The organism is Buttiauxella sp. A111 (assembly GCF_014189855.1).
GTDB classification, from domain to species: Bacteria; Pseudomonadota; Gammaproteobacteria; order Enterobacterales; family Enterobacteriaceae; genus Buttiauxella; species Buttiauxella selenatireducens.
The window spans coordinates 183,780-208,701 of the sequence record NZ_BJFN01000003.1 but is presented as its reverse complement, the minus strand read 5'-3'; the positions used below and the strand labels follow the sequence as shown (position 1 = coordinate 208,701).

General features: G+C 48.5%; 21 protein-coding genes. 15 read left to right on the top strand and 6 right to left on the bottom strand.

Features of this window, described 5'->3' with window-relative positions; genetic code table 11:
• Positions 1-159 precede the first annotated feature (159 nt).
• Positions 160-879, bottom strand: coding sequence for a bifunctional 2-polyprenyl-6-hydroxyphenol methylase/3-demethylubiquinol 3-O-methyltransferase UbiG (gene ubiG / locus BSPA111_RS10300; RefSeq protein WP_183271077.1), 720 nt, complete (start codon positions 877-879; stop codon positions 160-162).
• A gap of 159 nt (positions 880-1,038) precedes the next feature.
• Here ubiG and gyrA point away from each other — a divergent pair, with 159 nt between their 5' ends.
• Both gyrA and BSPA111_RS10290 read left to right on the top strand, forming a co-directional pair.
• Positions 1,039-3,687 carry a DNA topoisomerase (ATP-hydrolyzing) subunit A gene (gene gyrA, locus BSPA111_RS10295; RefSeq protein WP_183271076.1) on the top strand — a complete coding sequence of 883 codons (2,649 nt, stop codon included), beginning with the start codon at positions 1,039-1,041 and terminating at the stop codon, positions 3,685-3,687.
• A 114-nt stretch (positions 3,688-3,801) separates the two neighbouring features.
• Positions 3,802-4,188 carry an ASCH domain-containing protein gene (locus BSPA111_RS10290; protein ID WP_183271075.1) on the top strand — a complete coding sequence of 129 codons (387 nt, stop codon included), beginning with the start codon at positions 3,802-3,804 and terminating at the stop codon, positions 4,186-4,188.
• 51 nt (positions 4,189-4,239) lie between these two features.
• On the opposite strand, the gene BSPA111_RS10285 is transcribed toward BSPA111_RS10290, so the two are convergent.
• Both BSPA111_RS10285 and BSPA111_RS10280 read right to left on the bottom strand, forming a co-directional pair.
• A complete protein-coding gene (locus tag BSPA111_RS10285) occupies positions 4,240-4,884 on the bottom strand; it encodes a helix-turn-helix domain-containing protein (protein WP_183271074.1) in 645 nt (214 codons plus the stop codon).
• A gap of 74 nt (positions 4,885-4,958) precedes the next feature.
• Positions 4,959-5,618, bottom strand: a complete 660-nt coding sequence (locus tag BSPA111_RS10280; RefSeq protein ID WP_183271073.1) for a winged helix-turn-helix transcriptional regulator — start codon at positions 5,616-5,618, stop codon at positions 4,959-4,961.
• A 401-nt stretch (positions 5,619-6,019) separates the two neighbouring features.
• Here BSPA111_RS10280 and BSPA111_RS10275 point away from each other — a divergent pair, with 401 nt between their 5' ends.
• The 9 genes from BSPA111_RS10275 to rcsC all read left to right on the top strand — a co-directional run bounded on the left by BSPA111_RS10275 (position 6,020) and on the right by rcsC (position 16,499).
• Positions 6,020-6,547 carry a fimbrial protein gene (locus BSPA111_RS10275; RefSeq protein ID WP_183271072.1) on the top strand — a complete coding sequence of 176 codons (528 nt, stop codon included), beginning with the start codon at positions 6,020-6,022 and terminating at the stop codon, positions 6,545-6,547.
• A gap of 89 nt (positions 6,548-6,636) precedes the next feature.
• Entirely contained in the window at positions 6,637-7,314 is a 678-nt protein-coding gene (locus BSPA111_RS10270; RefSeq protein WP_183271071.1) for a molecular chaperone, read from the top strand.
• Positions 7,315-7,401: 87 nt separating this feature from the next.
• Positions 7,402-9,975: a fimbria/pilus outer membrane usher protein gene (locus BSPA111_RS10265; RefSeq protein ID WP_183271431.1), complete on the top strand. Its 2,574-nt coding sequence runs from the start codon at positions 7,402-7,404 to the stop codon at positions 9,973-9,975.
• A 70-nt stretch (positions 9,976-10,045) separates the two neighbouring features.
• Complete coding sequence (locus BSPA111_RS10260) at positions 10,046-11,053, top strand: fimbrial protein (protein WP_183271070.1); 1,008 nt, start codon at positions 10,046-10,048, stop codon at positions 11,051-11,053.
• Between the two features lie 70 nt (positions 11,054-11,123).
• Positions 11,124-11,627: a fimbrial protein gene (locus BSPA111_RS10255; protein ID WP_183271069.1), complete on the top strand. Its 504-nt coding sequence runs from the start codon at positions 11,124-11,126 to the stop codon at positions 11,625-11,627.
• A gap of 65 nt (positions 11,628-11,692) precedes the next feature.
• On the top strand, positions 11,693-12,229 hold the full coding sequence (locus tag BSPA111_RS10250; protein WP_183271068.1) for a fimbrial protein: 537 nt from the start codon (positions 11,693-11,695) through the stop codon (positions 12,227-12,229).
• A 28-nt stretch (positions 12,230-12,257) separates the two neighbouring features.
• On the top strand, positions 12,258-12,770 hold the full coding sequence (locus BSPA111_RS10245) for a fimbrial protein (protein ID WP_183271067.1): 513 nt from the start codon (positions 12,258-12,260) through the stop codon (positions 12,768-12,770).
• 99 nt (positions 12,771-12,869) lie between these two features.
• On the top strand, positions 12,870-13,466 hold the full coding sequence (locus BSPA111_RS10240; RefSeq protein ID WP_183271066.1) for a helix-turn-helix transcriptional regulator: 597 nt from the start codon (positions 12,870-12,872) through the stop codon (positions 13,464-13,466).
• A 183-nt stretch (positions 13,467-13,649) separates the two neighbouring features.
• The gene (gene rcsC / locus BSPA111_RS10235) at positions 13,650-16,499 is read left to right on the top strand and encodes a two-component system sensor histidine kinase RcsC (RefSeq protein WP_183271430.1); all 2,850 of its coding nucleotides are present in this window, start codon (positions 13,650-13,652) and stop codon (positions 16,497-16,499) included.
• A gap of 85 nt (positions 16,500-16,584) precedes the next feature.
• On the opposite strand, the gene rcsB is transcribed toward rcsC, so the two are convergent.
• The 3 genes from rcsB to BSPA111_RS10220 are packed head-to-tail and all read right to left on the bottom strand — an operon-like array spanning position 16,585 to position 20,070.
• Complete coding sequence (gene rcsB / locus BSPA111_RS10230; RefSeq protein ID WP_183271065.1) at positions 16,585-17,235, bottom strand: response regulator transcription factor RcsB; 651 nt, start codon at positions 17,233-17,235, stop codon at positions 16,585-16,587.
• 16 nt (positions 17,236-17,251) lie between these two features.
• A complete protein-coding gene (gene rcsD, locus BSPA111_RS10225; RefSeq protein ID WP_183271064.1) occupies positions 17,252-19,909 on the bottom strand; it encodes a phosphotransferase RcsD in 2,658 nt (885 codons plus the stop codon).
• A 2-nt stretch (positions 19,910-19,911) separates the two neighbouring features.
• Positions 19,912-20,070: a hypothetical protein gene (locus tag BSPA111_RS10220; protein WP_183271063.1), complete on the bottom strand. Its 159-nt coding sequence runs from the start codon at positions 20,068-20,070 to the stop codon at positions 19,912-19,914.
• A gap of 703 nt (positions 20,071-20,773) precedes the next feature.
• Here BSPA111_RS10220 and BSPA111_RS10215 point away from each other — a divergent pair.
• The 4 genes from BSPA111_RS10215 (at position 20,774) to alkB (ending at position 24,839) form a co-directional block, all read left to right on the top strand.
• Entirely contained in the window at positions 20,774-21,865 is a 1,092-nt protein-coding gene (locus BSPA111_RS10215; protein WP_183271062.1) for a porin OmpC, read from the top strand.
• A gap of 139 nt (positions 21,866-22,004) precedes the next feature.
• Positions 22,005-23,045, top strand: a complete 1,041-nt coding sequence (apbE, locus tag BSPA111_RS10210) for an FAD:protein FMN transferase ApbE (protein ID WP_183271061.1) — start codon at positions 22,005-22,007, stop codon at positions 23,043-23,045.
• Between the two features lie 82 nt (positions 23,046-23,127).
• A complete protein-coding gene (gene ada, locus BSPA111_RS10205) occupies positions 23,128-24,198 on the top strand; it encodes a bifunctional DNA-binding transcriptional regulator/O6-methylguanine-DNA methyltransferase Ada (protein ID WP_183271060.1) in 1,071 nt (356 codons plus the stop codon).
• A complete protein-coding gene (gene alkB / locus BSPA111_RS10200) occupies positions 24,198-24,839 on the top strand; it encodes a DNA oxidative demethylase AlkB (protein ID WP_183271059.1) in 642 nt (213 codons plus the stop codon). The genes ada and alkB overlap by 1 nt, the downstream gene beginning before the upstream one ends.
• Positions 24,840-24,922: the final 83 nt, after the last annotated feature.

Here is a 24,922-nt window from a genome sequence, read left to right as displayed (position 1 = left end):
TTTCGCTAAGTCCACGTCACGTAAGGCTTGTGACAATTGTCAATGGGATGCAAAAAAAATGATATTTTTGATCGGGTGCTGATTTCTTAAACGTGATCCATAACTGCGCGGTTTGATACCGCGCAATTTTTATCGTTTTAACTTATTGCTGAACTTGATTTAACCCTGGGTGTGCAACATGTAGTTAACGTCAACACCTGGTGCAAGTTTGAACGTGTTCGTCAGGGGATTAAAGTGCAACCCGGTCATGTGACGTTCACGTAGCTGAGTTTCATCGACCCACGCCAGCAATTCAGCCGGTTTGATGAATTTTTTAACATCATGCGTGCCTTTTGGCACCATGCGCAGAATGTACTCCGCACCGACTACGGCCATCAACCAGGATTTGCCATTACGGTTAAGCGTGGAGAAAAAGACATGACCGCCAGGCTTCACTAATTTTGCGCAGGCACTCACGACCGATTTTGGATCGGGCACATGCTCCAGCATTTCCATACAGGTGACAACGTCATATTTACCGGCAAATTTATCTGCGTGTTGTTCAACGGTTTCCTGAACGTAATCCACCTGAATGCCGCTTTCTAACGCATGAAGTTTAGCGACCTGAAGCGGCTCGAAGCCCATATCGAGCCCGGTTACTGTTGCGCCTTCACGAGCCATGCTTTCTGCCAAAATACCGCCACCGCAGCCGACATCAAGCACCGTTTTGCCGAACAATCCGCCAGAACGTTGGTTGATATAGCCCAAACGCAGCGGGTTAATGCGGTGCAGTGGTTTAAATTCGCCTTCTAAATCCCACCAGCGCGAGGCAACGGCTTCGAATTTTGCGATTTCATCATGGTCGACGTTGTGGATGACGGGTTGGTCTTCGGCATTCATAGGGCTACTCACTCCTTACTCGTTTCGTGGCGGGAGTATATCAGCCAACGTCTGTGAATAAAGCATTCTGCAAATGTGTTCTGGTTTCCCCACTGAGCGCCGCTTGTGTTATAATTTGCGACCTTTGAATCCGGGACACAGTAGAGGGATAGCGGATACATGAGCGACCTTGCCAGAGAAATTACACCGGTCAACATTGAGGAAGAGCTTAAGAGCTCCTATCTGGATTACGCGATGTCGGTTATTGTCGGCCGCGCACTGCCAGATGTCCGCGATGGACTCAAGCCGGTACACCGTCGCGTACTTTACGCCATGAACGTATTGGGCAATGACTGGAATAAAGCCTATAAAAAATCTGCCCGTGTTGTTGGTGACGTAATCGGTAAATACCACCCTCATGGTGATACGGCTGTTTATGACACCATCGTACGTATGGCGCAGCCATTCTCTTTGCGTTACATGCTGGTCGACGGCCAGGGTAACTTCGGTTCAGTAGACGGCGACTCCGCCGCAGCGATGCGTTATACGGAAATCCGTATGTCGAAAATCGCCCACGAACTCATGGCCGATCTGGAAAAAGATACGGTCGATTTTGTCGATAACTACGACGGTACCGAACGTATTCCTGATGTGATGCCGACCAAGATCCCTAACCTGTTGGTTAACGGTTCTTCCGGTATTGCAGTAGGTATGGCGACGAATATTCCGCCACACAACATCACTGAAGTTATCAACGGCTGCCTCGCTTTTATCGAAGACGAAGACATCTCCGTTGAAGGGCTGATGGAACACATCCCAGGTCCGGATTTCCCGACTGCCGCTATCATCAATGGTCGCCGTGGTATCGAAGAAGCGTACCGCACAGGTCGTGGCAAGATTTACATCCGCGCACGCGCGGAAGTCGAAGCGGACGCCAAAACCGGCCGTGAGACTATCATCGTTCATGAAATTCCATACCAGGTGAACAAAGCTCGCCTGATTGAGAAAATCGCTGAGCTGGTGAAAGACAAACGCGTTGAGGGCATCAGTGCTCTGCGTGATGAGTCTGATAAAGACGGGATGCGCATTGTTATCGAAATCAAACGCGATGCAGTGGGCGAAGTGGTTCTGAACAACCTCTATTCCCAGACTCAGCTTCAGACTTCCTTCGGTATCAACATGGTTGCGCTGCATCAGGGCCAGCCGAAGATCATGAACCTGAAAGACATTCTTTCTGCGTTCGTGCGCCACCGTCGTGAAGTTGTAACGCGTCGTACTATTTTCGAACTGCGAAAAGCGCGTGACCGTGCACACATCCTTGAAGGGTTGGCGATTGCGCTGGCTAACATCGACCCGATCATCGAGTTGATTCGTCACTCTCCAAATGCGGCAGAAGCGAAAGCTGGCCTGATCGCGCGTTCATGGGATCTGGGCAACGTTGCCGCGATGCTTGAGCGTGCCGGTGATGACGCTGCGCGTCCTGAGTGGCTGGAGCCAGAGTTCGGTATTCGTGATGGTCAATATTTCCTGACCGAGCAACAAGCTCAGGCAATTCTGGATCTGCGTTTGCAGAAACTGACCGGCCTTGAGCACGAAAAACTGCTCGACGAATACAAAGAGCTGCTGGAGCAGATCGCTGAGTTGCTGCACATTTTGGGCAGCGCTGAACGTTTGATGGAAGTGATCACCGAAGAGCTGGTTGCTATGCGCGATCAGTTTGGCGATAAGCGCCGGACTGAAATTACTGCGAACACCTCTGATATCAACATTGAAGATTTGATCAACCGCGAAGATGTGGTTGTGACGCTGTCCCATCAGGGCTATGTGAAGTATCAGCCGCTTACCGACTACGAAGCACAACGTCGTGGTGGTAAAGGTAAGTCCGCAGCACGCATTAAAGAAGAAGATTTCATCGATCGCCTGTTGGTTGCCAATACGCACGATACCATTCTGCTGTTCTCCAGCCGTGGTCGTTTGTACTGGATGAAGGTTTATCAGTTGCCGGAAGCGAGCCGTGGTGCGCGTGGCCGTCCAATTGTGAACCTGTTGCCGCTGGAACCAAACGAACGTATCACTGCTATCTTGCCAGTACGTGAGTATGCCGAAGGCGTTAACGTGTTTATGGCGACCGCGAGCGGCACCGTGAAGAAAACTGCGTTGACCGACTTCAGCCGTCCACGTTCTGCGGGCATCATCGCCGTTAACCTGAACGAAGGTGACGAACTGATTGGTGTTGATCTGACTGACGGTAGCAATGAAGCGATGTTGTTCTCGGCTGCGGGTAAAGTGGTGCGCTTCAAAGAAGACGCCGTTCGTACCATGGGCCGTACGGCAACAGGTGTACGCGGTATCAAGCTTGCAGGCGAAGACAAAGTCGTTTCCCTAATCATTCCACGCGGTGAAGGTTCTATCCTGACTGTGACGCAGAATGGTTACGGTAAGCGTACTGCTGCTGATGAGTATCCGACCAAGTCACGTGCGACTCAGGGCGTTATCTCCATCAAAGTGACCGAGCGTAACGGCAGTGTCGTTGGCGCGGTACAGGTTGAAGATACCGACCAGATTATGATGATTACCGATGCCGGTACTCTGGTTCGTACTCGCGTTTCAGAAGTCAGTGTCGTTGGCCGTAACACCCAGGGCGTTATCCTTATCCGTACTGCGGATGATGAAAACGTAGTGGGTCTGCAACGTGTTGCAGAACCGGTCGACGAAGAAGAGCTGGACGCAATCGACGGCACCGTTGCTGAAGGTGATGACGACATCGCACCAGAAGCAGAAAGTGAAGACGCAGCAGACGATAATACCGACGACGAAGCGGACGAATAATCTGAATTTTGTTGGTTGAACTGTGATGTCTCTTAAACGCCTGGTGCAAGAAATTGCATCGGGCGTTTTATATTTTATTATCAGTTGATGGTTCGAATAAAAGGTACGGTAACAATGTCTATTCCTGAAAAGTATGAAGATGTAGAACGCTGGGCATTCGGTGACACCGAGCGTCAGGCGGATGAACTGGCCAAACTGGTGCTCGATGGCGTGAAAACAGCCACCTGCGCTAACCTGGATGGTGAGGGTATCGCGCAGCCTGGTGATATTTTTGTGGTCGTGGATGGCAAGAATAAGCCGGTTTGCGCGATAGAACTGACCACCACGGAAATGACCACTTTTGATCAGGTGGGCGAAGCCCATGCTCTGGCTGAAGGGGAAGGTGATAAAACCCTGGCTTACTGGCGCAACGAGCATAAACGCTTTTTTGAAGAGTACGATCTGTTCTCACCGGATATGACACTGGTGTTAATGCACTTTAAGGTTATCGAAAAGTTCTGACTGTGGTGACAGGCGGGGAGAGGGCGAACCTGTCCCTTATTCGACCGTGGGTTAGTACTTATGTGGTAGCTTATTGATGTGGATAAGCCGACCCTCGTCCATCACTATAAACTCTCCTTTTTTCAGCTCGGCGAGAATTTTCATCACCGAACTTCGGGATAACCGGGTTCGTTGCAAAATATAATTCGCCGCAGTGATGTCATTCCTGATATCTGAATCTTCATCCATCAGTGCCAACAGCTGAAAGCGGATCATTTCGTATGCCGTTGGCGGTGTCATGATGATGCTATACACCAGAACATTATTGGCAACCTTCGTTATATGGGCAGAGAGCAACTGCCAGAGATCGAATTGCCCAATCAATTTCAGGACCTGCTCAGAAGTCAGTGACGCAATAGAACACTCGCTGACCGTTTCGATATAGAGCCCCGCATTTTTGGGTATTAATGAACCGACCCCCATGATATTGGGGATCGGTACTGAAGCTATCACGATCTCATCAATGTCACGGCGTACCCTGATCTTCCCGGATCGTACAACCGTACACATAGGGATATCATCGATGATGTAAGGGAATTTGCTTTGGGGCGGCACGATTTCAAACTTAAGATGTGGGCTGAGTTTTTCGACTAAATCAAGAGTCGCCTGCACCTGTATCATCGAAGGAGAAGGGCCGGAAAGTAGCTCTTTGCTCATTATTCATGTCATCGTCATAGGTTATTGTTTTTAGTCTAGCATATGACTGGATCGACAATGACCCATCCTGACCATCAATATTTCAAAGGGATATGATTAATGTATACCAGCATTCCTTTGTCCGTAACAATGTAATCCCCCTTCTTAAGTTCGGCCAATATTTTCATGATGCTGCTGCGGGAGAGGAACGTCCGATCTTGCACGTATTTGGCGATCGTCACAGAGCGACGAACGCTCTCCGTTTCACTCATGAGCTCATAAATCTGGTAGCGAATCACATCATACGAAGTGAGAGCCGATATTTTAGTGCAGTGATCGTAAACCCGTGTTGCGGTGTAAATCAGCAGGTATGCCAAATTTTTCCACAGATTGTGTTCTTCAATAATTTCATTTGCCCGGTCAATGGATAGCATACTGATCTCAGCGGCATCATGGACACGGATGTAAAGGTAGTCGGCATGCGTTAGCTGTGTGCTCATGCCGAAAACATACGGGGCTGACTCGGTATTTAGCACCATGCCATCCACCATTCGATAAAGTGAAACGCTGCCTTTATGTAATAGAAAACATTGACGTACCTTATTTGTGTTGTAGTTAATAATTTGGTCGTTATATGTTTTAATATTGTTAAGTTCGGGATTTAAATGCATCATTAACCGTTCAATATCAGCGGTAGGTTTCATACTTTCCAGTTCAGGATTTGCGGTAAAAAATGGTTTTATATATTTAGTCATTACTTATGGCCTGAGGCATTTATATTTCGTGAAGCTTGGGTTCAGGTGTGGATGCAGGAATTATGGTGAATATTCCTGGAAGTGTGAACGAATGTTACGGTGTAAAAGTACACCCAGAAAATTCTTGAACTGATATTAATTTTTGAGGAAACTTACCGCAGCAAAAGGGTGATGAACATCTCAGGAAGATAATAAGTATTAAGAAAACTTTTTACGTATTTATTTTACGTGAAAGTTGTTTTGTTTTTACTTAATGAAATGCCTGGGTATAAAAATTATTGCGCTAATGCTCTATATTATCAACCAAGTATATTCCGTCAATGGACTCTTTCTTTTAATTAAGATGAGGGCGCGTGTATTTAATGCTGACGGAATTCAATAAAACATTTAAGGACTTAAATATGAAAAAAAATATTATTGCTTCTGCTTTCGCTGTTGCTGCTGTGCTGTCTGCTTCTTCAGCTTTTGCCGCAGGTGGCCAGGTTAATTTCAAGGGTGAAATCATCGATGCGGGTTGTGAAGTTGTAAACACGCCTTCAGCCCCACTGGACGTGACTTTGGGCCAGGTTATGAAAACTGAATTTACTGGTGCAGGCTCTACTGCTGCAGCAACTGACTTCACTCTGGTTCTGAAAAACTGCCCGGATACCGTTCACAACGCAATGGTTAAATTTGACGGCACCAATGTTACCGGTGACACCAGCGTTCTGGCTCTGACCCCAGAAAGCGGCGTTGCTACTGGCGTAGGCATTCAGCTGGCTGACGATGCTAACACCGTACTGCCGCTGTTTACTGCTTCTAAAGCATACCCGCTGTCCAGCACTGCTGATAATGAACTGAAATTCGTGGCTCGTTATATCGCGACTTCTGACACTGTTTCTGTCGGCCCTGCGAACTCCACGGCTAACTTCTCTGTAACTTACAACTAAGTCATTTATGGCTAATTAGTAAGCCAGTACTTAATGAAGGCCGGGTCAATATGATCGGCCTTTCTTCATATTTTCTTTTGAGGTTATTAATGAAAATTGTTTCTGGTGCTCTTTTTCTTTCTTTATTGCTCGCAACGGCATCCACTTATGCAGGTGTGGTCGTCGGCGGTACGCGCGTTATTTATGATGGTGGCAAGAAGGAGTCTTCACTCAGCGTCAACAACCCCGACAACGTCTCTTATTTAATCCAGTCGTGGATTGATACCGGCGAGAATGGCGCTGAGAAAGCCCCTTTCATGGTGACGCCTCCGCTGTTTCGTCTTGATGGAAGCAAAAGCAACGTATTACGTATTGTCCGTGCTGGTGGAAATTTGGCTACCGATCGTGAATCCCTTTATTGGATGAACATTAAGGCCATACCTTCTGTTGAGCAGGACAGCTCAAAGAACACTCTGCAAATAGCCGTTAAGACACGTATCAAATTGATATATCGTCCGCAGGGGCTGAAAGGGGTTCCTGAAGAAAGTGCAGAGAAATTAGTCTGGAAACGTAACGGTAATAGTCTGAGTGTGAATAATCCCACCCCGTTTTATATGAATTTCCAGGAAGTGAAAGTCGGCGGTAAAGAAGTCGCGGATGTCACTTATGTTGCACCACAAAGCAGCGCGACCTTTAAGTTGCCATCCGGCGTAACAGCAGGAACGCTCACCTGGAAAATCATCAGTGACTTCGGTGGTATTGGTGAAGAGCACCGTGCCGCTCTGTGATCCGACGTTGCTCGAAGTCAGTCTCGATAAAAATAATTTTAAAAGAGTCAGGAAAATTTATTGTCTCGTTGGCAATGGAGCTTAATGATGTATAGCCATGAAAAACAGATCAATACCAGGGATAGATTACGAGTCAGTAGACTGGCGTGGTTAATTGCCAGCCAACTGGCGATTTGCGGTTTTTCACCTGTTACCTATGCCCGTGAATATTTCAACCCTGCGTTACTGGAATTAGATAATCCAGGCCAGGGGAGCTCAGACCTGTCTGTTTTTGAGGAAGGGGCGGGCCAGGCGCCGGGAACTTATCACGTCGATATCTATGTCAATGATCAGGAATATGACACGCGTGATATAGAGTTTAAGATGCTGAAAGATGGTGCAGGCAAAGAGAGTCTGCAACCTTGCCTCAGCGTTGGCCAATTGCAGGATATGGGCATTAAAACCGTGCTTTTCCCTGAGTTAGGGGATGAAAGTGTGGAGTGTGCCCGACTCAGCGCCATTCCTCAGGCCAGCGCGGAGTTTCGCTTCTCTCAGCAACAGCTTCTGCTAAGCATCCCGCAGGCAGCCATTGAGCAGAAAGCTCGCGGATACGTTCCGGAAAAATTGTGGGATAACGGTATTCCGGCTTTTCTTCTCAATTACAGCCTGAGTGCATCAAACAACTATTCGCGTAGTAACACCGGGGAGGATGGTAATAGCCAATATGCCAACCTGCGTCCGGGGATTAATATCGGGCCGTGGCGTTTACGCAATTATTCGACCTGGAACCGCGACAGTAATGGGCAAGACAAGTGGGATTCTGTTTACACCTACGCACAGCGCAGTATCAATGCTCTGAAAAGTCAGCTGACATTGGGTGACAGTTCTTCTCCATCAGACGTGTTTGACAGCGTGCCGTTTCGCGGGGCGCAGCTGGCCTCCGATGATGAGATGATGCCGGACAGCCTCAAAGGCTACGCACCCGTGGTCCGCGGGATCGCTCGCACGAACGCGCAGGTGATTATCCGCCAGAACGGTTACATCATTTATCAAAGCTATGTTTCACCGGGTGCTTTTGAAATCAATGATATGTACCCGACGGGCAGCTCAGGCGATCTTTACGTCACTATTAAAGAAGCGGATGGCAGCGAGCAGGTGCTGGTAGTACCTTTCGCCTCGCTCCCGGTTTTACAGCGTGAAGGGCGGTTAAAGTTTGCGGTCACCGGTGGTCAGTATCGTTCTTATGACAATCAGGTTGATGACACGCCTTTCGCACAAGGTACGGCGATTTACGGTCTGCCTCATGGGTTCACGCTGTATGGCGGCGGCCAGGGATCGGATAAATATCGCTCCGTAGCGCTTGGCCTGGGTAAAAACCTGGGGGATTTCGGCGCGCTGTCGACCGATGTGACGCAGGCCTGGTCTTCGATGAAGGATATGCCGGAAGACTCCGGCCAGTCGTGGCGGGTGCGTTACAGTAAAAATATTGTCCAGACCGGCACCAACTTCGCCATTGCAGGTTATCGCTATTCGACTGACGGCTACTACAGCCTGCAGGAAGTGATGGATACCTGGCGGTCTGACAGCCTGAACACGCTGGTAGATCGACGCCGTAACCGCAGCGAAATGACGATCAGCCAGAATCTCTGGGAGAATGCCGGATCGCTGTCACTGAGCTGGGTCTCAGAAGACTACTGGAGCAGCGACCGAACTATGCGCTCGATAGGCGGTGGCTACAACAATGCCTGGAACGGCATCAGTTACGGTCTCAACTACAGCTACAACGAAAACTCGCGTGGCAGCGGTGACGGCAGCAATTCGGGGAAAGTCTACGATCGCGATCAGATATTCAGTCTGAATATCAGTATCCCGCTTGACCACTTTTTGCCGCGTACTTACGCCAGCTATAACCTGAACACCAGCAAGAGCGGCAACACCACTCAGACCGTGGGTCTGAATGGCACTACGCTCGCCGATAACAACCTAAGCTGGAGCGTACAGGAAGGTTACGGCAGCCAGGGCGCAGGGAATACCGGTAACCTGAATGCAGATTATCGCGGCACCTACGCGGAATTGACTGCGGGCTATGCCTACGATCAAAACACTCAGCGCGTGAACTATGGCGTGCAGGGCGGAGTCCTGGTACATGAGGACGGCGTGACTTTTGGGCAGCCACTGGGCGAAACCGTGGCCCTGGTGAAGGCTCCGGGAGCCAGCGGCGTCGGCATCAGTAACCAGACGGGCGTGAAAACTGACTGGCGCGGTTATGCCATCGTGCCATACACCAGCCCATACCGCAGGAATCAGGTTCAGCTGAACACCGAAACCCTGCCAGAAAACGTGGATCTGGAACTGACCAACCAGAACGTGGTGCCAACGCGCGGGGCCGTCGTGCGTGCCAGCTTTGTCGCCAATGTTGGTCAACGCGCAATGATGACGCTGCTGCGCATGAACGGCACACCGGTTCCATTCGGGGCCATAGTGACAAATATGTCCGAGCAAAATGCGCAAAGTTTCATTGTTGGTGATAACGGACAAGTCTATTTAACCGGTTTGGCCGATCAAGGTACGCTGCTGGCGAAATGGGGGAGCACTCCGGATCAACAGTGCCAAATACAATATGTATTGCCAGAAAAAGCGTCTGAAGATGGCATTGTTATTTCTACCGGGAAGTGCCGCTAATTTTTCATTGGCGATATGCTCGGAATAATCGACACCAGACAGAACTGCACCATTTATCAGGTATTAAACAATGAAAATACAATCTCGTTTTCATGCATGCTGCATTTTTTTATTTAAGAATATAAAAAAAGCGATCTTTATTATTGGGGTGTCATTATTATTTTCAAATCAGGCTTTAGCTCTGCGCTGCCAGTCTGCCGATAATGGTTCATTCTCTTTTACCGAAAATATCGGTTCTATTGCGGTACCTCAATCTGTGCCCGATGGCACCGTCATCTGGCGTTCTGAAAACAGAACTATGAATGTGACATGCTGGAAAGACAGAGGGGGTGCGGCTGAAAACGTTTATTTATACCCTAATCCAGACCGTGTGCCATTAGGTGCGGGGATCGAATATGGCATTGTCCTCAATGGTTCAGACATCAATATGTCTGCCATGCAGGTGCCGTTGCCGATTGTAGTTCCGGTCTGTAACTATACCGAGGATGTTTGCAAAAATTCGTATCCGACAAACTTTGCCTTTAGTTATAACGTATATATTAAGAAGAAAGGCACCATGAGTGGGAATTATAACGGCTGGAATTATTTCAGTGCCTTCCAGCTTGATGGTGTAAGCGGGCTAAATATTGTAGAAAACTTTCGTTATAACAACACTGGCCTGACCGGAATTCGATTCCTGCCCTGTTCGGCGAATCTTTCGGTGACGCCAAACAGCATTACTTTCGATACCGTAAACTCGTTTAATGCCGTCGTGGGGCAACCCGCTTCTGCAGATAAAACGTTTACCGCATCGGTGACGAAAGATTGTGCCGCGCCGTTTAAACTGACGGCACAGTACACCTCACCGAGCCCACTGGCAGATAGCACAGGTTTAAATCTGGGAAATGGGCTGAAGCTGGGTTTGGTGAACAATAGCACCGGGCAACCCGTTGATTTTAGTAACGTGACGGCTTTTGCTGATATGACGTCTGCCATGTCAGCATCGATTCCGTTTACAACCAAGTTAACGTATTTAAATGCCACGCCGACAGTCGGTAATTATTCGACGTCAATTACGATTACTGTTTATTACAACTGATCTTTTTCACTATTTATAAAACAACCTCCTGAGTGGAGGGTTACTTAGCGCTACCTGCTGGAGATGACTTATGAAAAAAACAACAATATTACTTTGTGGACTAATGCTGAATATCTCAACGGTATTTGCGGATTCATCACGGGTTGATTTTAACGGAACGGTACAGGCTATTCCTTGTGTTGTCGACGGGGCTGCCTCGGTTGACGTAGACCTTGGAAATATTCAGGCGACCACCCTGGATAATTTTTATGCATCCCCGCTTGTTGGTTTCCAAATAAAATTAAAAAATTGCCCGCCAATTACCCGGGCGACGGCCAATTTCACTGGGGCATTTGATCCTGCATATCCAAGTCTCTATAAAAATAGCGGGACAGCAACGCGTACCGCAATACAAATTGGTAATACTGAAGATAGTCAAATTATTAGCTCCTCACAACCATCAGTAACAAAATCCGTAGCTGCCGATCACACTGTGGTATTTAATCTTGCCGCGCGAGCATATAACCTCACGGCCCAGCCATCCATACCCGGTACGATCAGTGCCGTATTACAGGTTGATTTTACGTACCAATAAATTAGACCACGAATATTTTTATTACCCATCAAGATTTATTACCACTATTAAATAAAGGAACCATCATGAATAAAATGACTATGCTCGCTCTGGCTAATACTATTTTACTGGCTGGCAGCATCCACGCTTCTATTGCGGCTCCGGTTCAGGTCAATATTACGGGTAACGTGATTGCGTCACCTTGTACTGTTGATACCGCAAACTCCAATCTCAATGTCACCCTGGGTGATATTCCGGCCACGGAACTTGCCACTGCAGGCTCCTATGGCGGCACGGCGCAGACTTTCACGATTGCCCTGAAAGATTGCCCAGCCAGTACGACTAAAACAGTGGCGACCATTTCTGGCACTCCTTACGCCAGTGATACCAACCTGTTTGCAAACACCGGTACGGCCGCAGGCGTAGGGGTAAAAATTAAACCTAATGCCGCTGCGTGGACCGATACGTCTGTGAATCCAAAGCAGGCAACCTGGATTCAGAATGTGAATTCAACTACCCATGCGGTCAGCTATGTCTTTGACGCACGCTCCTTTACCAGCGTTGGCAGCATTAACCCAGGTACCATTGTCAGCGCAATGCAGGTCGCATTTACTTATCAGTAATGCCTTATAGCCTGAAAAAGGATATTGCATGAAATGGAACAGGGTTATCCCGATGCTGGCGCTCATTGTCGTCATTCCCTTTACGACGAATAGTGCCGACCTGAATATCTATGGAAATGTGGTGGTCAGTCCTTGTGTTGTGGATTCCGGGTCGGTTAACCAGGACGTTGATTTTGGTCAACTATTGGGAACTCATCTCAGAACCACTGGCGCGTCTTCGGAATGGGTGCCTTTTCAGGTAAAACTGACAGGTTGCCCTGTCATGACGACAAAAGTGATTGTCACCTTTGATGGCACGCCATACTCCGACGATCTTTCTTTATATAAAAATGAAGGGTCTGCGCAAAATATTGCTATTGAACTGGCAGATGCCAATAGCCTCAGCAGTATTAAAGGTAAGGGGAGCAGTATGACGGTGAATGTAGATTCATCTACTCATAATGCGATTGTGCCTTTGGCCGCACACGTCGTGGCGCAAAATAGTGGTGCTGTGGCCGGTCAGATCAGAAGTACAGTGCTGCTGTCATTTACCTGGCAATAATCGAGTTATTAGGTCCAGATTAAGAGATAGCCTGACAAACCCATAACAAGCTGAAGGGAATGTCAGGCTAATTTTAATTACAGTGCTACAGGTCTGTTGATGCTAAAGATTGTCATTGAAGATAATAATATTTTATTCCGCGCAGGTATGGAGCTATACCTACGCGATTTTTTTGTTTCTCACAAACAAATGCAGGTTGAGTTTTACGACTTCACTGAGGAGAGTGTTTCGCAAGCAGATATTATCATAAAAAGCTTCGTTGCTGGGGAGACAGCCTTTTGCCAACCCACGTTAAACTATCGAAAGAAAAACAGTTTTATTCTGGGAGTGCATACCGATGCCAACAGTCTAAAACAATCAATTCTCCCTTTATGCATTAAGGATATTGCGTATATCAATCGCAGTGATTCGCTTTGCAAAATAGGAGATATCCTCTTTAAAGGTTTTAACCGTATAAAACAGGAGGTGCCCTTAAGGAATTGTTGTAATTGCAAGTGCGTGAGATTAACCCAAAAGCAGTCAGATCTTATCTCTATGATCGTGGCTGGGGCGAGCACTCATCGAATAGCTATTAAATTAGAAATCAGCGAAAAAACTGTTTATGCGCATAAAGCGAATCTGATGGCAAGGCTTGGCATCAGATCAGAATGTCAGTTAGTAAGACTTTTGAATACGTTAAATAAGCAACACTATTAAAAGAAGGGCTGTGATGATCTTACTTCTGGTATCCGGCCACGATCCGTAAGGTCATTGACGCATAAGCGGCTTACCGCCAGCGAAAAGCTTGTGCTGGATGATGCTTCGCCCGTTGCGGGCTGCGATTTTTGCGGCTACCTTAACGGCATCCAAAGTTTTGCAATTTCCCGGACCTGGCTCAATTTGAAATATCTTGTCTCCTTTCGCACCACACTAAAAGTCTCCCGCTACCTGTTCCGGGCTCTGGCTTTATTGCTTTGGCTGTTGATTGCACTCTTTTCCGTGTTCTATATCGTGAATGCGTTACACGACAAAGAGTCAGAAATTCGTCAGGAATTTAATATCAGCTTCGACCAGGCGCAGCGTTACATTCAGCGTACGTCTGATGTGGTGAAAGAGCTCAAGTACATTGCAGAAAATCGTCTTACCGCGACCAATGGCGTATTGCCGGTTATGGATAATGACGACAACAAAATTGACCCACCTAGCTTTATGCCTTTGTTCCCGGATTCTGACTGCTCCGCCGTCAGCGCTTCGTGGCGCTCCTCGCTGCAATCTCTTGCGTGGTTCTTACGTTACTGGCGGGATAATTTCTCGGCAGCTTACGACCTCAACCGCGTCTTTTTGATTGGTGGCGATAACCTGTGCATGGCGGATTTCGGTCTGCGTGAAATGCCTCTTGAGCGCGAAAAAGCGCTGAAAAACTTGCATGAACGCATCATGAAGTATCGCACCGCACCGCAGGATGAACACAGCAACAGCATCTACTGGATTGGCCCAGGCACCCGCCCGGGTGTCGGATACTTCTATACGCTGACGCCTGTTTACCTGGCTAACCGCCTGCAGGCACTGCTGGGTGTTGAGCAAACCATCCGCATGGAAAACTTCCTTTCACCAGGTTCCATGCCGATTGGCGTCACTATTCTTGATGAAAATAGTCGCCCGCTTATCACACTTAACGGCCCGGAAATGCGTATTCAGCCTGAAGAAAAATGGCTTCAGGAACGCTCATGGTTTGGCTATACATCGGGCTTTAAGCACTTCATTCTCAAGAAAAACTTACCGCCTTCTTCAATGAGCGTGGTGTATTCGGTCCCTGTGGATATGGTGCTTGAGCGCATCCGCATGCTGATCCTGAATGCGGTGTTGCTGAATATTCTTGTTGGGGCTGTGCTGTTTACCCTGGCGCGGATGTATGAAAAACGGGTGTTTATTCCCGCAGAAAATGACGCGCTGCGCCTGGAAGAACACGAGCAGTTCAACCGTAAAATAGTCGCTTCCGCTCCTGTCGGGATCTGCATTCTTCGTACTCAGGACGGGACTAACATCTTGAGTAACGAGCTGGCGCACAATTATCTCAACATGTTGACGCACGAAGACCGGCAGCGGTTAACGCAAATTATTTGTGGTCAGCAGGTAAACTTTGTTGATGTGTTAACCAGCAGCCATACCAACCTGCAGATAAGCTTTGTCCATTCCCGTTATCGTAATGAAAACGTCGCGATTTGTGTGCTGGTAGATGTCAGTGCGCGCGTCAAAATGGAAGAATCGCTACAGGAAATGGCGCAAGCCTCAGAGCAGGCGAGCCAGTCAAAATCAATGTTCCTCGCAACGGTCAGCCATGAATTGCGTACGCCGTTGTACGGCATCATCGGTAACCTGGATTTATTGCAAACCAAAGAGTTGCCGAAAGGTGTCGATCGCCTGGTGACGGCGATGAGCAACTCTTCAAGCCTGTTGCTGAAAATCATCAGCGACATTCTCGACTTTTCAAAAATCGAGTCAGAACAGTTAAAAATAGAGCCGCGTGTTTTCTCACCGCGTGAAGTGATGAGCCATATAACTGCCAACTATTTACCGCTGGTGGTGCGCAAACAGCTGGGACTGTACTGTTTTATCGAACCGGATGTGCCGTTGACGCTGCAAGGTGATCCGATGCGCTTGCAGCAAGTGATTTCCAATTTGCTGAGTAACGCCATTAAATTCACAGATATTGGCTGCATTGTTCTGCATGTCAGCGTGGAAGGGGATTACCTCTCGTTACGCGTGCGCGACACGGGCGTGGGCATTCCGGCCAAAGAAGTCACGAAGTTATTTGATCCCTTCTTCCAGGCAGGTACGGGCGTACAGCACAATTTCCAGGGAACCGGCCTCGGCCTGGCTATCTGTGAAAAGCTTATCAGCATGATGGATGGCGATATTTCTGTTGATACCGAAGTGGGAATGGGGAGCCAGTTTACGATTCGCATTCCTTTATACAGTGCGAGTTACGCTGAGCCGGTGCAGGTTGAAGGGTTGGTGAACAAGCGATGCTGGCTGGCAGTACGGAATGCTTCGCTGAGTAAATTCCTCGAGTCGATACTGATAAGAAACCACTTTGAAGTACGGCAGTATCAGGGCCAAACGCCTGATAGCGACGATATATTAATTACCGATGATGAACTGGAAAATGCCTGGGAAGGGCGAGCCGCGATTATTTTCTGCCGCCGCCATATCGGTATTCCTATTGAAGCCACCCCGGGTTGCTGGCTTCACAGCCTTGCCGCACCTCATGATTTGCTGCTGCTATTGGGGCGGATTTTCAGCGTTACGGTTAACCTGCCGGGTGTTAATACTGATACACCTACGCCTTCGGGTAACAATGAACGTAACGATGACATGATGATCCTCGTCGTCGATGATCATCCTATCAACCGACGTTTGCTGGCAGATCAGCTGGGATCATTGGGTTATCAGTGTAAAACGGCGAATGATGGCGTGGATGCGCTCAATGTACTGAGTAAAAATCACATTGATATTGTACTCAGCGACGTCAACATGCCGAATATGGATGGTTATCGTCTGACACAGCGTATCCGTCAGCTCGGTTTGACGCTGCCAGTCGTGGGCGTGACAGCCAATGCGCTGGCCGAAGAGAAACAACGTTGTCTTGAGTCTGGAATGGATAGCTGCCTGTCGAAGCCGGTGACGCTGGATATTCTCAAAACGACAGTTGAGCTTTATGCGGCAAGGGTGCGTGAGCATCGAGATTAGAAACCCTACAGCTAAATCATTCGAGTTGCAGGACTAAAACGCCAGGGGCATTTTAGTCCTGCAACTTGAAGTCTGAAGGGGAGAGTTACTCTTTGTCGGCTGGAGACAAGCTGACTGAAGAAAGGTAGTTCAGTAGGGCGATATCATTTTCCACACCCAGTTTCATCATTGCTGATTTTTTCTGGCTACTGATAGTTTTGATGCTGCGATTCAATTTGCGAGCGATTTCGGTCACCAGGAAACCTTCTGCGAACAGACGCAAAACTTCACTCTCTTTCGGAGACAAACGTTTGTCGCCATAACCACCCGCACTGATTTTTTCCAGCAGGCGAGACACGCTTTCTGGCGTGAATTTTTTGCCTTTCTGCAATGCGGCCAGTGCTTTTGGTAAGTCAGTTGGCGCGCCTTGCTTCAGCACAATCCCTTCGATATCAAGTTCTAATACCGCGCTTAAAATAGCAGGGTTGTTGTTCATCGTCAGAACGATGATCGACAGGCTAGGGAAGTGACGCTTGATGTACTTGATAAGCGTGATGCCGTCGCCGTACTTGTCGCCAGGCATTGAGAGATCGGTTATCAAAACATGAGCATCAAGTTTTGGAAGGTTATTGATAAGCGCTGTGGAATCTTCAAACTCACCGACAACATTCACCCACTCGATCTGCTCGAGAGATTTACGAATGCCGAACAGGACAATCGGATGGTCGTCGGCAATAATTACGTTCATACTGTTCATGTAATAGGCTACCTTGCTACAGCAAACTCTTGACGTAAGCGTCAATATCGCTGGTGTATTTTTGTATGTTGGCAGCATCACTTTCACGAATGTGATGCTCTAACGTTTCACATAACTGCTTGCCGGGTACCAGGTTGAGCATTGCAAACACCCCTTTCAGGCGGTGAGCTGTCTGCGCTAACGCCACGAAATCGTGCGCTGCAGATTCAGTATACAATCTCCTAACATCTTCCGGTACTGTGTCAACAAACAGCGCGTAATAACCGCTGGCATGAAGCTGCGCATTTTCATCGCCGCCTAGCGGTGACTCAGAAATTCCTTCCTGCGCCAATTGTTCTTCTATCAGTTGTAGCACCGCATCCTGCATTGCATTACTGATATTAAAATTAACCCGGAACTGACCTGGGCCGAGTTTACGCATTCCGTTCTCATCATCGCTTAAAAGTAATCCCGAAGATGTAAGATTAGACGGATTATCTGTCAGGAAGATATCAAACTCTTGACTTGCCAGTCTTTCATCCGGGGTGATGCACCGGGCTCCCCAGTTTTCCAGCAGACGCGTGACGATACTTCGCACTTCATTTGAGGTGATATCAATCATCGCCACCACGTCATCAAGCAATTTCTCTTCTTGCTCTTCAGGCTGCGGTTCAGCGGTCATTTTGATATGTAAATTGTAGCGAGTCCCAATGTCCTCACGGGTTTTGATATTCAAATGCCCGCCCATTTTGCGAGACAGTTGATCGCACAAATAGAAGGTTAATCCGTTGGCTCGCCCGTAACGATCTTCATGCGTTTCGTTCAGGAACGGGAAGTGGAGATTATCGACTTCACCGCTACTAATCCCTTCGCCAGTATCCAGAATACGGAATAACAACCGATCAGGGCTGGATTCTTCCTCGCTGATATCGAGGGTGATTTTGCCTATTTGCGTCGTGGCCACGGAATAGTGCAGTAGCAATTGTAGCACTTTACGCAGCGCTTCCCGGTCGCCGTGGCGTTCTTCATCCGCAGCCAGCTGGTTGTTGATAAGCAGTTGTAAGCCTTTGCGCTTGATGATTGGCAGCATTTCCAGCGCGACTTCATCAATCAATGGCTGAATAGCAAATTGCGTCGCATTGGTTTTCCATGTGTCGGACTCAAGCATATTGAGCAACTGAATCTCATCCACCAAACGCACAATCTTTTGCGCTTCATTGGCTATGCCACGCGCTTCTGGAGTATTGAGCGCGCTGACTTGTTCGGCAATGTTCTTCACCGGCAGCTGTAGCGCTTCGCCAATGTGCTGCATGAACGTAATCCGCCCCTGCTGATTTTTCTCATACAGGCGTTGAGCTTGTTTGAGCTTTTTATTGACCAGGATTTCGCGGTCTTGATCGCGAATGACAAAAATCTGCGTGCGCGGGGCAATCTGGCTACGAAACTGGCGTATTTCATACAGTTCGTTATTGATAGTCGCCTGAATAACCCCCTGATGCTGATCGGCCATCGCAATAATGTTTTGCAAGTTCAGGTGCGGGAGCAGGTGGTCGGCAATTTTATTGCTGATAACGGTACGGTTTGAATCCAGGTCATGCACCAACAACCCCAGTGGCAATTGCGCGACTATCTCTTCATTTAATGCGCGTAAGATTTGCAATTCGGCATTGCCACTCGGCACTTCGGCAGGACGTGCCGTATGTTGGCGGAAATTGGTGAAACCGAACAGCGCCAGGGCCAGCAGACCGAGATTGAGCAACAGCGGGAATAAAATGTTCTGCAAGGTGTCCATCAGCAAAGTGCCGAGGGACACTTGCCACACCAGGCGCAGATTCGTGGTGGCAAGAGGGGAGGTGATATCAATTTTTGTACCATTAAAATTAATGGTCACGCTTTCCGGGCCATCTTTCTCTGCGCTGTTAATCTGCTTTTGCGCATCGTTATTTTCCAGTCGGAAACTTTCCAGCGGCATCGTAGGCGGAATCAAATCATTAATTGGTAAATCAAACGCCACGACTGTGGCCAGATGGCCTGGCTGGTTAAAGGTGGTGCGCAGCGTAAAGTAGTGGCCGTTCTGCCAGGCCAGCGTACGCAGCAGAGAAAAACTTTCTCGTTCATCCAGTGCGTTTGCCTGTTGGAGCATTTCAGCGCGGCGGGAATCAACGATGGTGCTGACGCCACTGTCTTTAAGGCTGCTGGAGAGATCTTTTAGTGGCAGCGTTGAGACCAGAATCATGCTGTTATCCTGGCCGTTTAAATAGTACATCGACCACGGGCTGGTTTCGGCACCCCATAACGTATCGAGGTAAGTCGAGATACGTTGGGTGGTATCCAGAGTAGAACTGTCGTGGGAGCCAAAAATCAGGGCTTCAGTTTTACTGCGCGGCTTATCTAAATAGTAAACATCCTGGCGCAGACGGGTTTCTTGTAGCCCATCACTGGCCGGAGAGGTGGAAACAGCAATATTGTCGTAAATTTGCCAGGTCGCGTAACGGTATACATCAACCCTTTTATGTAGGGCATGAGTGATATCGACAATCTGATAACTTTTATCTTTCAGCCAGGTGTTGACGGCGCTTTGTACCATGACACCCATAGCGACCAGTAGCACGAGGATCAATAGCAGGAAGAAGCGCGTGATATTGCCGGGGATTAGCGAAAATTTATTAGGGATCATACTGTCTGACTGACTCATTGTTAGCGCGCAACCCGGCGAGCATTCGCCACTTTAAAATATCCACTGCTCTGCCAGGCCAGCAGGCAGGCGTTGAAAGCGGTTAGCAAGAGAACCAACGCGCCCTTGGTAAGAATACCTGCAACCAGCGTTGGCGTCATCGTCTGTGTGTTAAAACTCAACGAGTATAATTCGAAATTGCCACATTTCCAGGCTGTTGATTATTCGCCAAAATTGCGGCGTTAAAAGGAGGATATTTTAGGCAGAGAGTCGGGTTATTTTTGTACAAGGAAATGCTGGCTGTACAACTGTTTTTTCTGGAATGATTGGGTGTCGGGTTTGTCTTTTTAGGAAAATTCCCGTTTTGGCGGTAGGATTTCATGACAGAAAATTGAGCGTTTTCTTAATAGTCATTACTTTTTTGCGTGGATAGCACAGAATGTTTAAAGTTACGTAAAGAAGCGTAAAAAAAACCGGATGCAAGCATCCGGTCCAAAATAGGGGTAAAACAGACATTCAAAGCTGAATGACGGTAATAAATAAAGTTAATGATGATAGCGAGATATATTTTATATATAAATCAGAGCTATGTTTTAACATTCAGTGCTACAGTTATAAACATTGGTTATTTGATTGATTTATATATAAATTATATTTTTTTTGATTATTAGTGCTTACGTTATGGTCTTTTTGTGCTGAAAAAAGTTCCCTCAAATTTACATTTTGAAACACCTATATGGATAAATGAAACATCTCTATGGTTTTAGTATCATATTCGGGTTGGATTAATCTGTATTTGTTTTGGACAATGGGTTCGCCGACTGATTAGTAATTTAATCAGTAAGCAGTGGCATATAAAAAGGCATATAACAGAGGGTTAATAACATGAAAGTTAAAGCACTGTCCCTCCTGGTTCCAGCATTGCTGGTAGCAGGCACCGCTCATGCGGCCGAAATTTACAACAAAGACGGCAATAAATTAGATCTGTACGGTAAAGTAGATGGCTTACATTACTTTTCTGACGACAAAGGCGCTGACGGTGACCAGTCTTACTTCCGTGTAGGCATCAAAGGCGAAACTCAGATTAATGACCAACTGACCGGTTACGGCCAGTGGGAATACAACGTTCAAGCAAACAACGTTGAAGGTAGCAGCGATCAAGCGTGGACTCGTCTTGCGTTTGCTGGTGTTCGCTTTGCTGATTACGGTTCATTCGATTACGGTCGTAACTACGGCGTAGTTTACGATGTAACTTCATGGACTGACGTTCTGCCAGAATTTGGCGGCGACACCTACGGTTCTGATAACTTCCTGCAATCCCGTGCTAACGGCGTTGCAACTTACCGTAACACCGACTTCTTCGGTCTGGTTGATGGCCTGAACTTTGCTCTGCAATATCAAGGCGAAAACGGCGGTACTCAGGGTGAAGGCGCTACCCAAAACGGTCGTAAACCTCTGAAACAGAATGGTGACGGCTTCGGCGGCTCCGTAACTTATGATCTGGGCGAAGGTTTCAGCCTGGGTTCAGCTATCTCTAGCTCCAAGCGTACTGTTGATCAGAACAACATGGCTGTAGGTGAAGGCGATCGCGCTGAAACTTACACCGGTGGTCTGAAATATGACGCTAACAACGTATACCTGGCAACTCAGTACACCCAGACTTACAACGCAACTCGCGCGGGTGACCTGGGCTTTGCTAACAAAGCACAGAACTTCGAAGTTGTAGCTCAATACCAGTTCGATTTCGGTCTGCGTCCATCCATTGCTTACCTGCAGTCTAAAGGTAAGGACCTGGAAGGTTACGGCGACCAGGATCTGGTTAAATATGTTGATGTTGGCGCGACTTACTACTTCAACAAAAACATGTCCACCTATGTTGATTACAAAATCAACCTGCTGGACGAAAACAACTTCACCCGCAACGCTGGCATCGGTACTGATGACATCGTAGGTGTTGGTCTGGTATACCAGTTCTAATTTCTGCTCTCGCAGTATTAGCAATAAAAGGCGCCTTAGGGCGCCTTTTTTACGTCTGTACTCTCAACAAACATGCACTTTTAACCAAATTCTAAGCCAGTTGGTGTACCCTTTTGCGCTCAAACAGGAGAGAGAAACAATGGATTTACGTTTATTACGCTATGGCCTGTTTGCCATAGTCGTTGGCGCTTTGGCTGGTTGTGATAACCCAACAGCGAAAGGCAATTCCGGCATGGTGCTGGAAGGCAAAACCATGGGCACATACTGGCGTGCAAGCCTCGCGGGTGTAGATAATGCTCGGCAGGCAGAGTTACGGGAAAAAATTCAGGCGCAGTTAGACGGCGACGATCGCCTGATGTCGACATATAAACCGGACTCCGCATTATCACGTTTCAACCAATCCCGCTCGACGGCGCCTTACGCGGTTGATGAAGCGATGAGCGATATCGTGACCATGGCTTTGCGCATTGGCGCAAAAACAGAGGGCGCGATGGACATTACCGTTGGGCCGTTGGTGAACCTGTGGGGATTTGGCCCGGATAAACAGCCCGTCAAAACCCCCACTCAGGCGCAAATTGATGCCGCGAAAGCGTTAACTGGCTTACATCATTTGACGGTGATTAACCAGTCAGGGAAACAATGGCTACAGAAAGATCTCCCTGATTTGTATGTTGATCTTTCTACCGTCGGTGAAGGTTACGCCGCCGATCATCTGGCTCGTTTAATGGAACAAAACGGCATCAGCCGCTATTTAGTTTCCGTTGGCGGAGCCGTTGTGACGCGTGGCACCAATGCCGAAGGCAAAGCCTGGCGTGTGGCGATTCAAAAACCGACCGATCGTGAAAACGCGGTGCAGGCGGTGGTGGATCTCAACGGTCACGGTATCAGCACTTCCGGAAGTTATCGCAATTACTACGAGCTTGATGGCAAACGCCTTTCGCACGTGATCGATCCGCAAACCGGACAACCCATTCAACACAAATTAGTTTCCGCGACCGTGATTGCGACGACCGCTTTGGAAGCCGATGGTTGGGATACGGGCTTGATGGTTCTTGGCACGGAAAAAGCCAAACAGGTCGCGCAGAAAGAGGGGCTGGCGGTCTATCTGATCACCAAAGAAGGCGATAGTTTTACTACGTGGATGTCGCCACAGTTCAAAACTTTTCTGCTAACCGAGTAGAATTAGAAAGCAAGATTGCGGGTTTTTCGCTATGCGTAAGCTGTCAATATTTGGCCATGACAGCAAAATACAGGAGCCAGTCATGAACGCGTTTTTTGACAAAGCCAACGATGAAAGTCGCTGGCAGGCTGTGGAAACCCGCGATAATCGCGCTGATGGGCAGTTTGTGTTTGCGGTGAAAACCACCGGGATCTGCTGCCGCCCATCTTGTCGCGCACGTCATCCCTTGCGCAAAAATGTTCTGTTCTTCGAAAATGTTGCAGCGGCAGTGGGGGCCGGTTTTCGCCCATGCAAACGCTGCCAGCCTGACAAACAAACTGCCGAACAACAGCGTATCGATCGCATCACTCAAGCCTGCCGAATCTTAGAAAGCCGCAGTGAGCCGATGGTTCTTGCAGAACTCGCAGCGCTTGTGGCGATGAGCCCGTTTCATTTTCACCGGCTTTTTAAACAGGTCACAGGGCTAACGCCCCACGCCTGGCAAAAAGCGTTGCGTGAAAAACGGCTGCGTGAACAACTCGCGCAGGGCGAACCCGTCACGCGTGCGGTTTTCGATGCCGGTTATCAATCGGGCAGCAACTATTACCAGCAAGCGGATAAGGTATTAGGGATGACGGCGAAACAATACCGGCAGGGCGGTGAACGCACCGTGATTCAATTTGTGGTGGGGTCTTGTCGGCTGGGTGAATTCCTGGTCGCCCAGAGCGAACGCGGGATATGCGCCATACTATTAGGCAACGACGGTCAGACGCTGGTTAATGAGCTGGAAAGTTTGTTCCCGAATTCTGCATTAGTGGCTGGCGACGAGCTTTTTTCTCAGCGTGTGGCAAGGGTCGTGAGTGTTCTTGAACACCCAAGCCAGCCATTTTCTCTGCCGCTCGATATTCAGGGAACCGCCTTCCAGCAGCAAGTGTGGCAAGCTTTGCGCGAAATCCCTGTCGGGCAAACCGCCAGCTACCGCGATATTGCGCAGCGTATCGGCAAACCGCAGGCTGTTCGTGCCGTCGCCGGGGCTTGTGCCGCAAACAAACTGGCGGTGATTATCCCCTGTCACCGAGTGGTGCGTAACGACGGCGCAATTTCGGGCTACCGTTGGGGCGTTGAACGTAAGCGCCAACTGCTTGAGATTGAAGCCGAACAGCAGGAGGAGTGATGCTCGATTTATTTGCCGATGAAGCGCCCTGGCAGGAGCCACTGGCGGAAGGTGCGGTGATCCTGCGCCGGTTTGCCTGTGCTGACGCGCAGGCATTGATCGCGCAAATATCGGCGCTCGCCGCAATTTCACCTTTCCGTCAGATGGTCACCCCCGGCGGCTATACGATGTCGGTGGCGATGACTAACTGCGGTGAGGTTGGCTGGACTACTGATAAACACGGTTATCTCTACTCGCCGATTGATCCATTAACGTCGCAACCCTGGCCTGCAATGCCGGATCTGTTCAGGGCGTTGTCTGATACCGCATCAGCGGCGGCGGGCTATAACGGGTTTAGCCCCGATGCCTGTCTCATTAACCGATATGCACCAGGCGCGAAATTGTCACTACACCAGGACAAAGACGAGCTCAATCTGCAACAGCCGATTGTCTCTGTATCACTCGGAGTGCCAGCGGTGTTTCAGTTTGGTGGCCTTAAACGCAACGACCCACTGAAAAGAGTCATGCTTGAGCACGGTGATGTGGTTGTGTGGGGCGGGGCGTCGCGCCTGTTTTACCACGGTATTTTGCCCCTCAAACCCGCTGATCATCCTGCCACCGGCGAGTATCGTTTCAACCTTACATTCCGCTGTACACGCTAAATAATTATCCGAAATAATTCACGTTGCATCGAGGCGGCAAGAGAACGAATCCCGATGAGCTTACTAGAGTAAGTGATTCGGGT

Excerpts from the sequence above, each read along its gene's own strand:
- ubiG (WP_183271077.1), bottom strand. The coding sequence starts at position 879 with ATGAATGCCGAAGACCAACCCGTCATCCACAACGTCGACCATGATGAA.
- gyrA (WP_183271076.1), top strand. The coding sequence starts at position 1,039 with ATGAGCGACCTTGCCAGAGAAATTACACCGGTCAACATTGAGGAAGAG.
- BSPA111_RS10290 (WP_183271075.1), top strand. The coding sequence starts at position 3,802 with ATGTCTATTCCTGAAAAGTATGAAGATGTAGAACGCTGGGCATTCGGT.
- BSPA111_RS10285 (WP_183271074.1), bottom strand. The coding sequence starts at position 4,884 with ATGAGCAAAGAGCTACTTTCCGGCCCTTCTCCTTCGATGATACAGGTG.
- BSPA111_RS10280 (WP_183271073.1), bottom strand. The coding sequence starts at position 5,618 with ATGACTAAATATATAAAACCATTTTTTACCGCAAATCCTGAACTGGAA.
- BSPA111_RS10275 (WP_183271072.1), top strand. The coding sequence starts at position 6,020 with ATGAAAAAAAATATTATTGCTTCTGCTTTCGCTGTTGCTGCTGTGCTG.
- BSPA111_RS10270 (WP_183271071.1), top strand. The coding sequence starts at position 6,637 with ATGAAAATTGTTTCTGGTGCTCTTTTTCTTTCTTTATTGCTCGCAACG.
- BSPA111_RS10265 (WP_183271431.1), top strand. The coding sequence starts at position 7,402 with ATGTATAGCCATGAAAAACAGATCAATACCAGGGATAGATTACGAGTC.
- BSPA111_RS10260 (WP_183271070.1), top strand. The coding sequence starts at position 10,046 with ATGAAAATACAATCTCGTTTTCATGCATGCTGCATTTTTTTATTTAAG.
- BSPA111_RS10255 (WP_183271069.1), top strand. The coding sequence starts at position 11,124 with ATGAAAAAAACAACAATATTACTTTGTGGACTAATGCTGAATATCTCA.
- BSPA111_RS10250 (WP_183271068.1), top strand. The coding sequence starts at position 11,693 with ATGAATAAAATGACTATGCTCGCTCTGGCTAATACTATTTTACTGGCT.
- BSPA111_RS10245 (WP_183271067.1), top strand. The coding sequence starts at position 12,258 with ATGAAATGGAACAGGGTTATCCCGATGCTGGCGCTCATTGTCGTCATT.
- BSPA111_RS10240 (WP_183271066.1), top strand. The coding sequence starts at position 12,870 with ATGCTAAAGATTGTCATTGAAGATAATAATATTTTATTCCGCGCAGGT.
- rcsB (WP_183271065.1), bottom strand. The coding sequence starts at position 17,235 with ATGAACAGTATGAACGTAATTATTGCCGACGACCATCCGATTGTCCTG.
- rcsD (WP_183271064.1), bottom strand. The coding sequence starts at position 19,909 with ATGAGTCAGTCAGACAGTATGATCCCTAATAAATTTTCGCTAATCCCC.
- BSPA111_RS10215 (WP_183271062.1), top strand. The coding sequence starts at position 20,774 with ATGAAAGTTAAAGCACTGTCCCTCCTGGTTCCAGCATTGCTGGTAGCA.
- apbE (WP_183271061.1), top strand. The coding sequence starts at position 22,005 with ATGGATTTACGTTTATTACGCTATGGCCTGTTTGCCATAGTCGTTGGC.
- ada (WP_183271060.1), top strand. The coding sequence starts at position 23,128 with ATGAACGCGTTTTTTGACAAAGCCAACGATGAAAGTCGCTGGCAGGCT.
- alkB (WP_183271059.1), top strand. The coding sequence starts at position 24,198 with ATGCTCGATTTATTTGCCGATGAAGCGCCCTGGCAGGAGCCACTGGCG.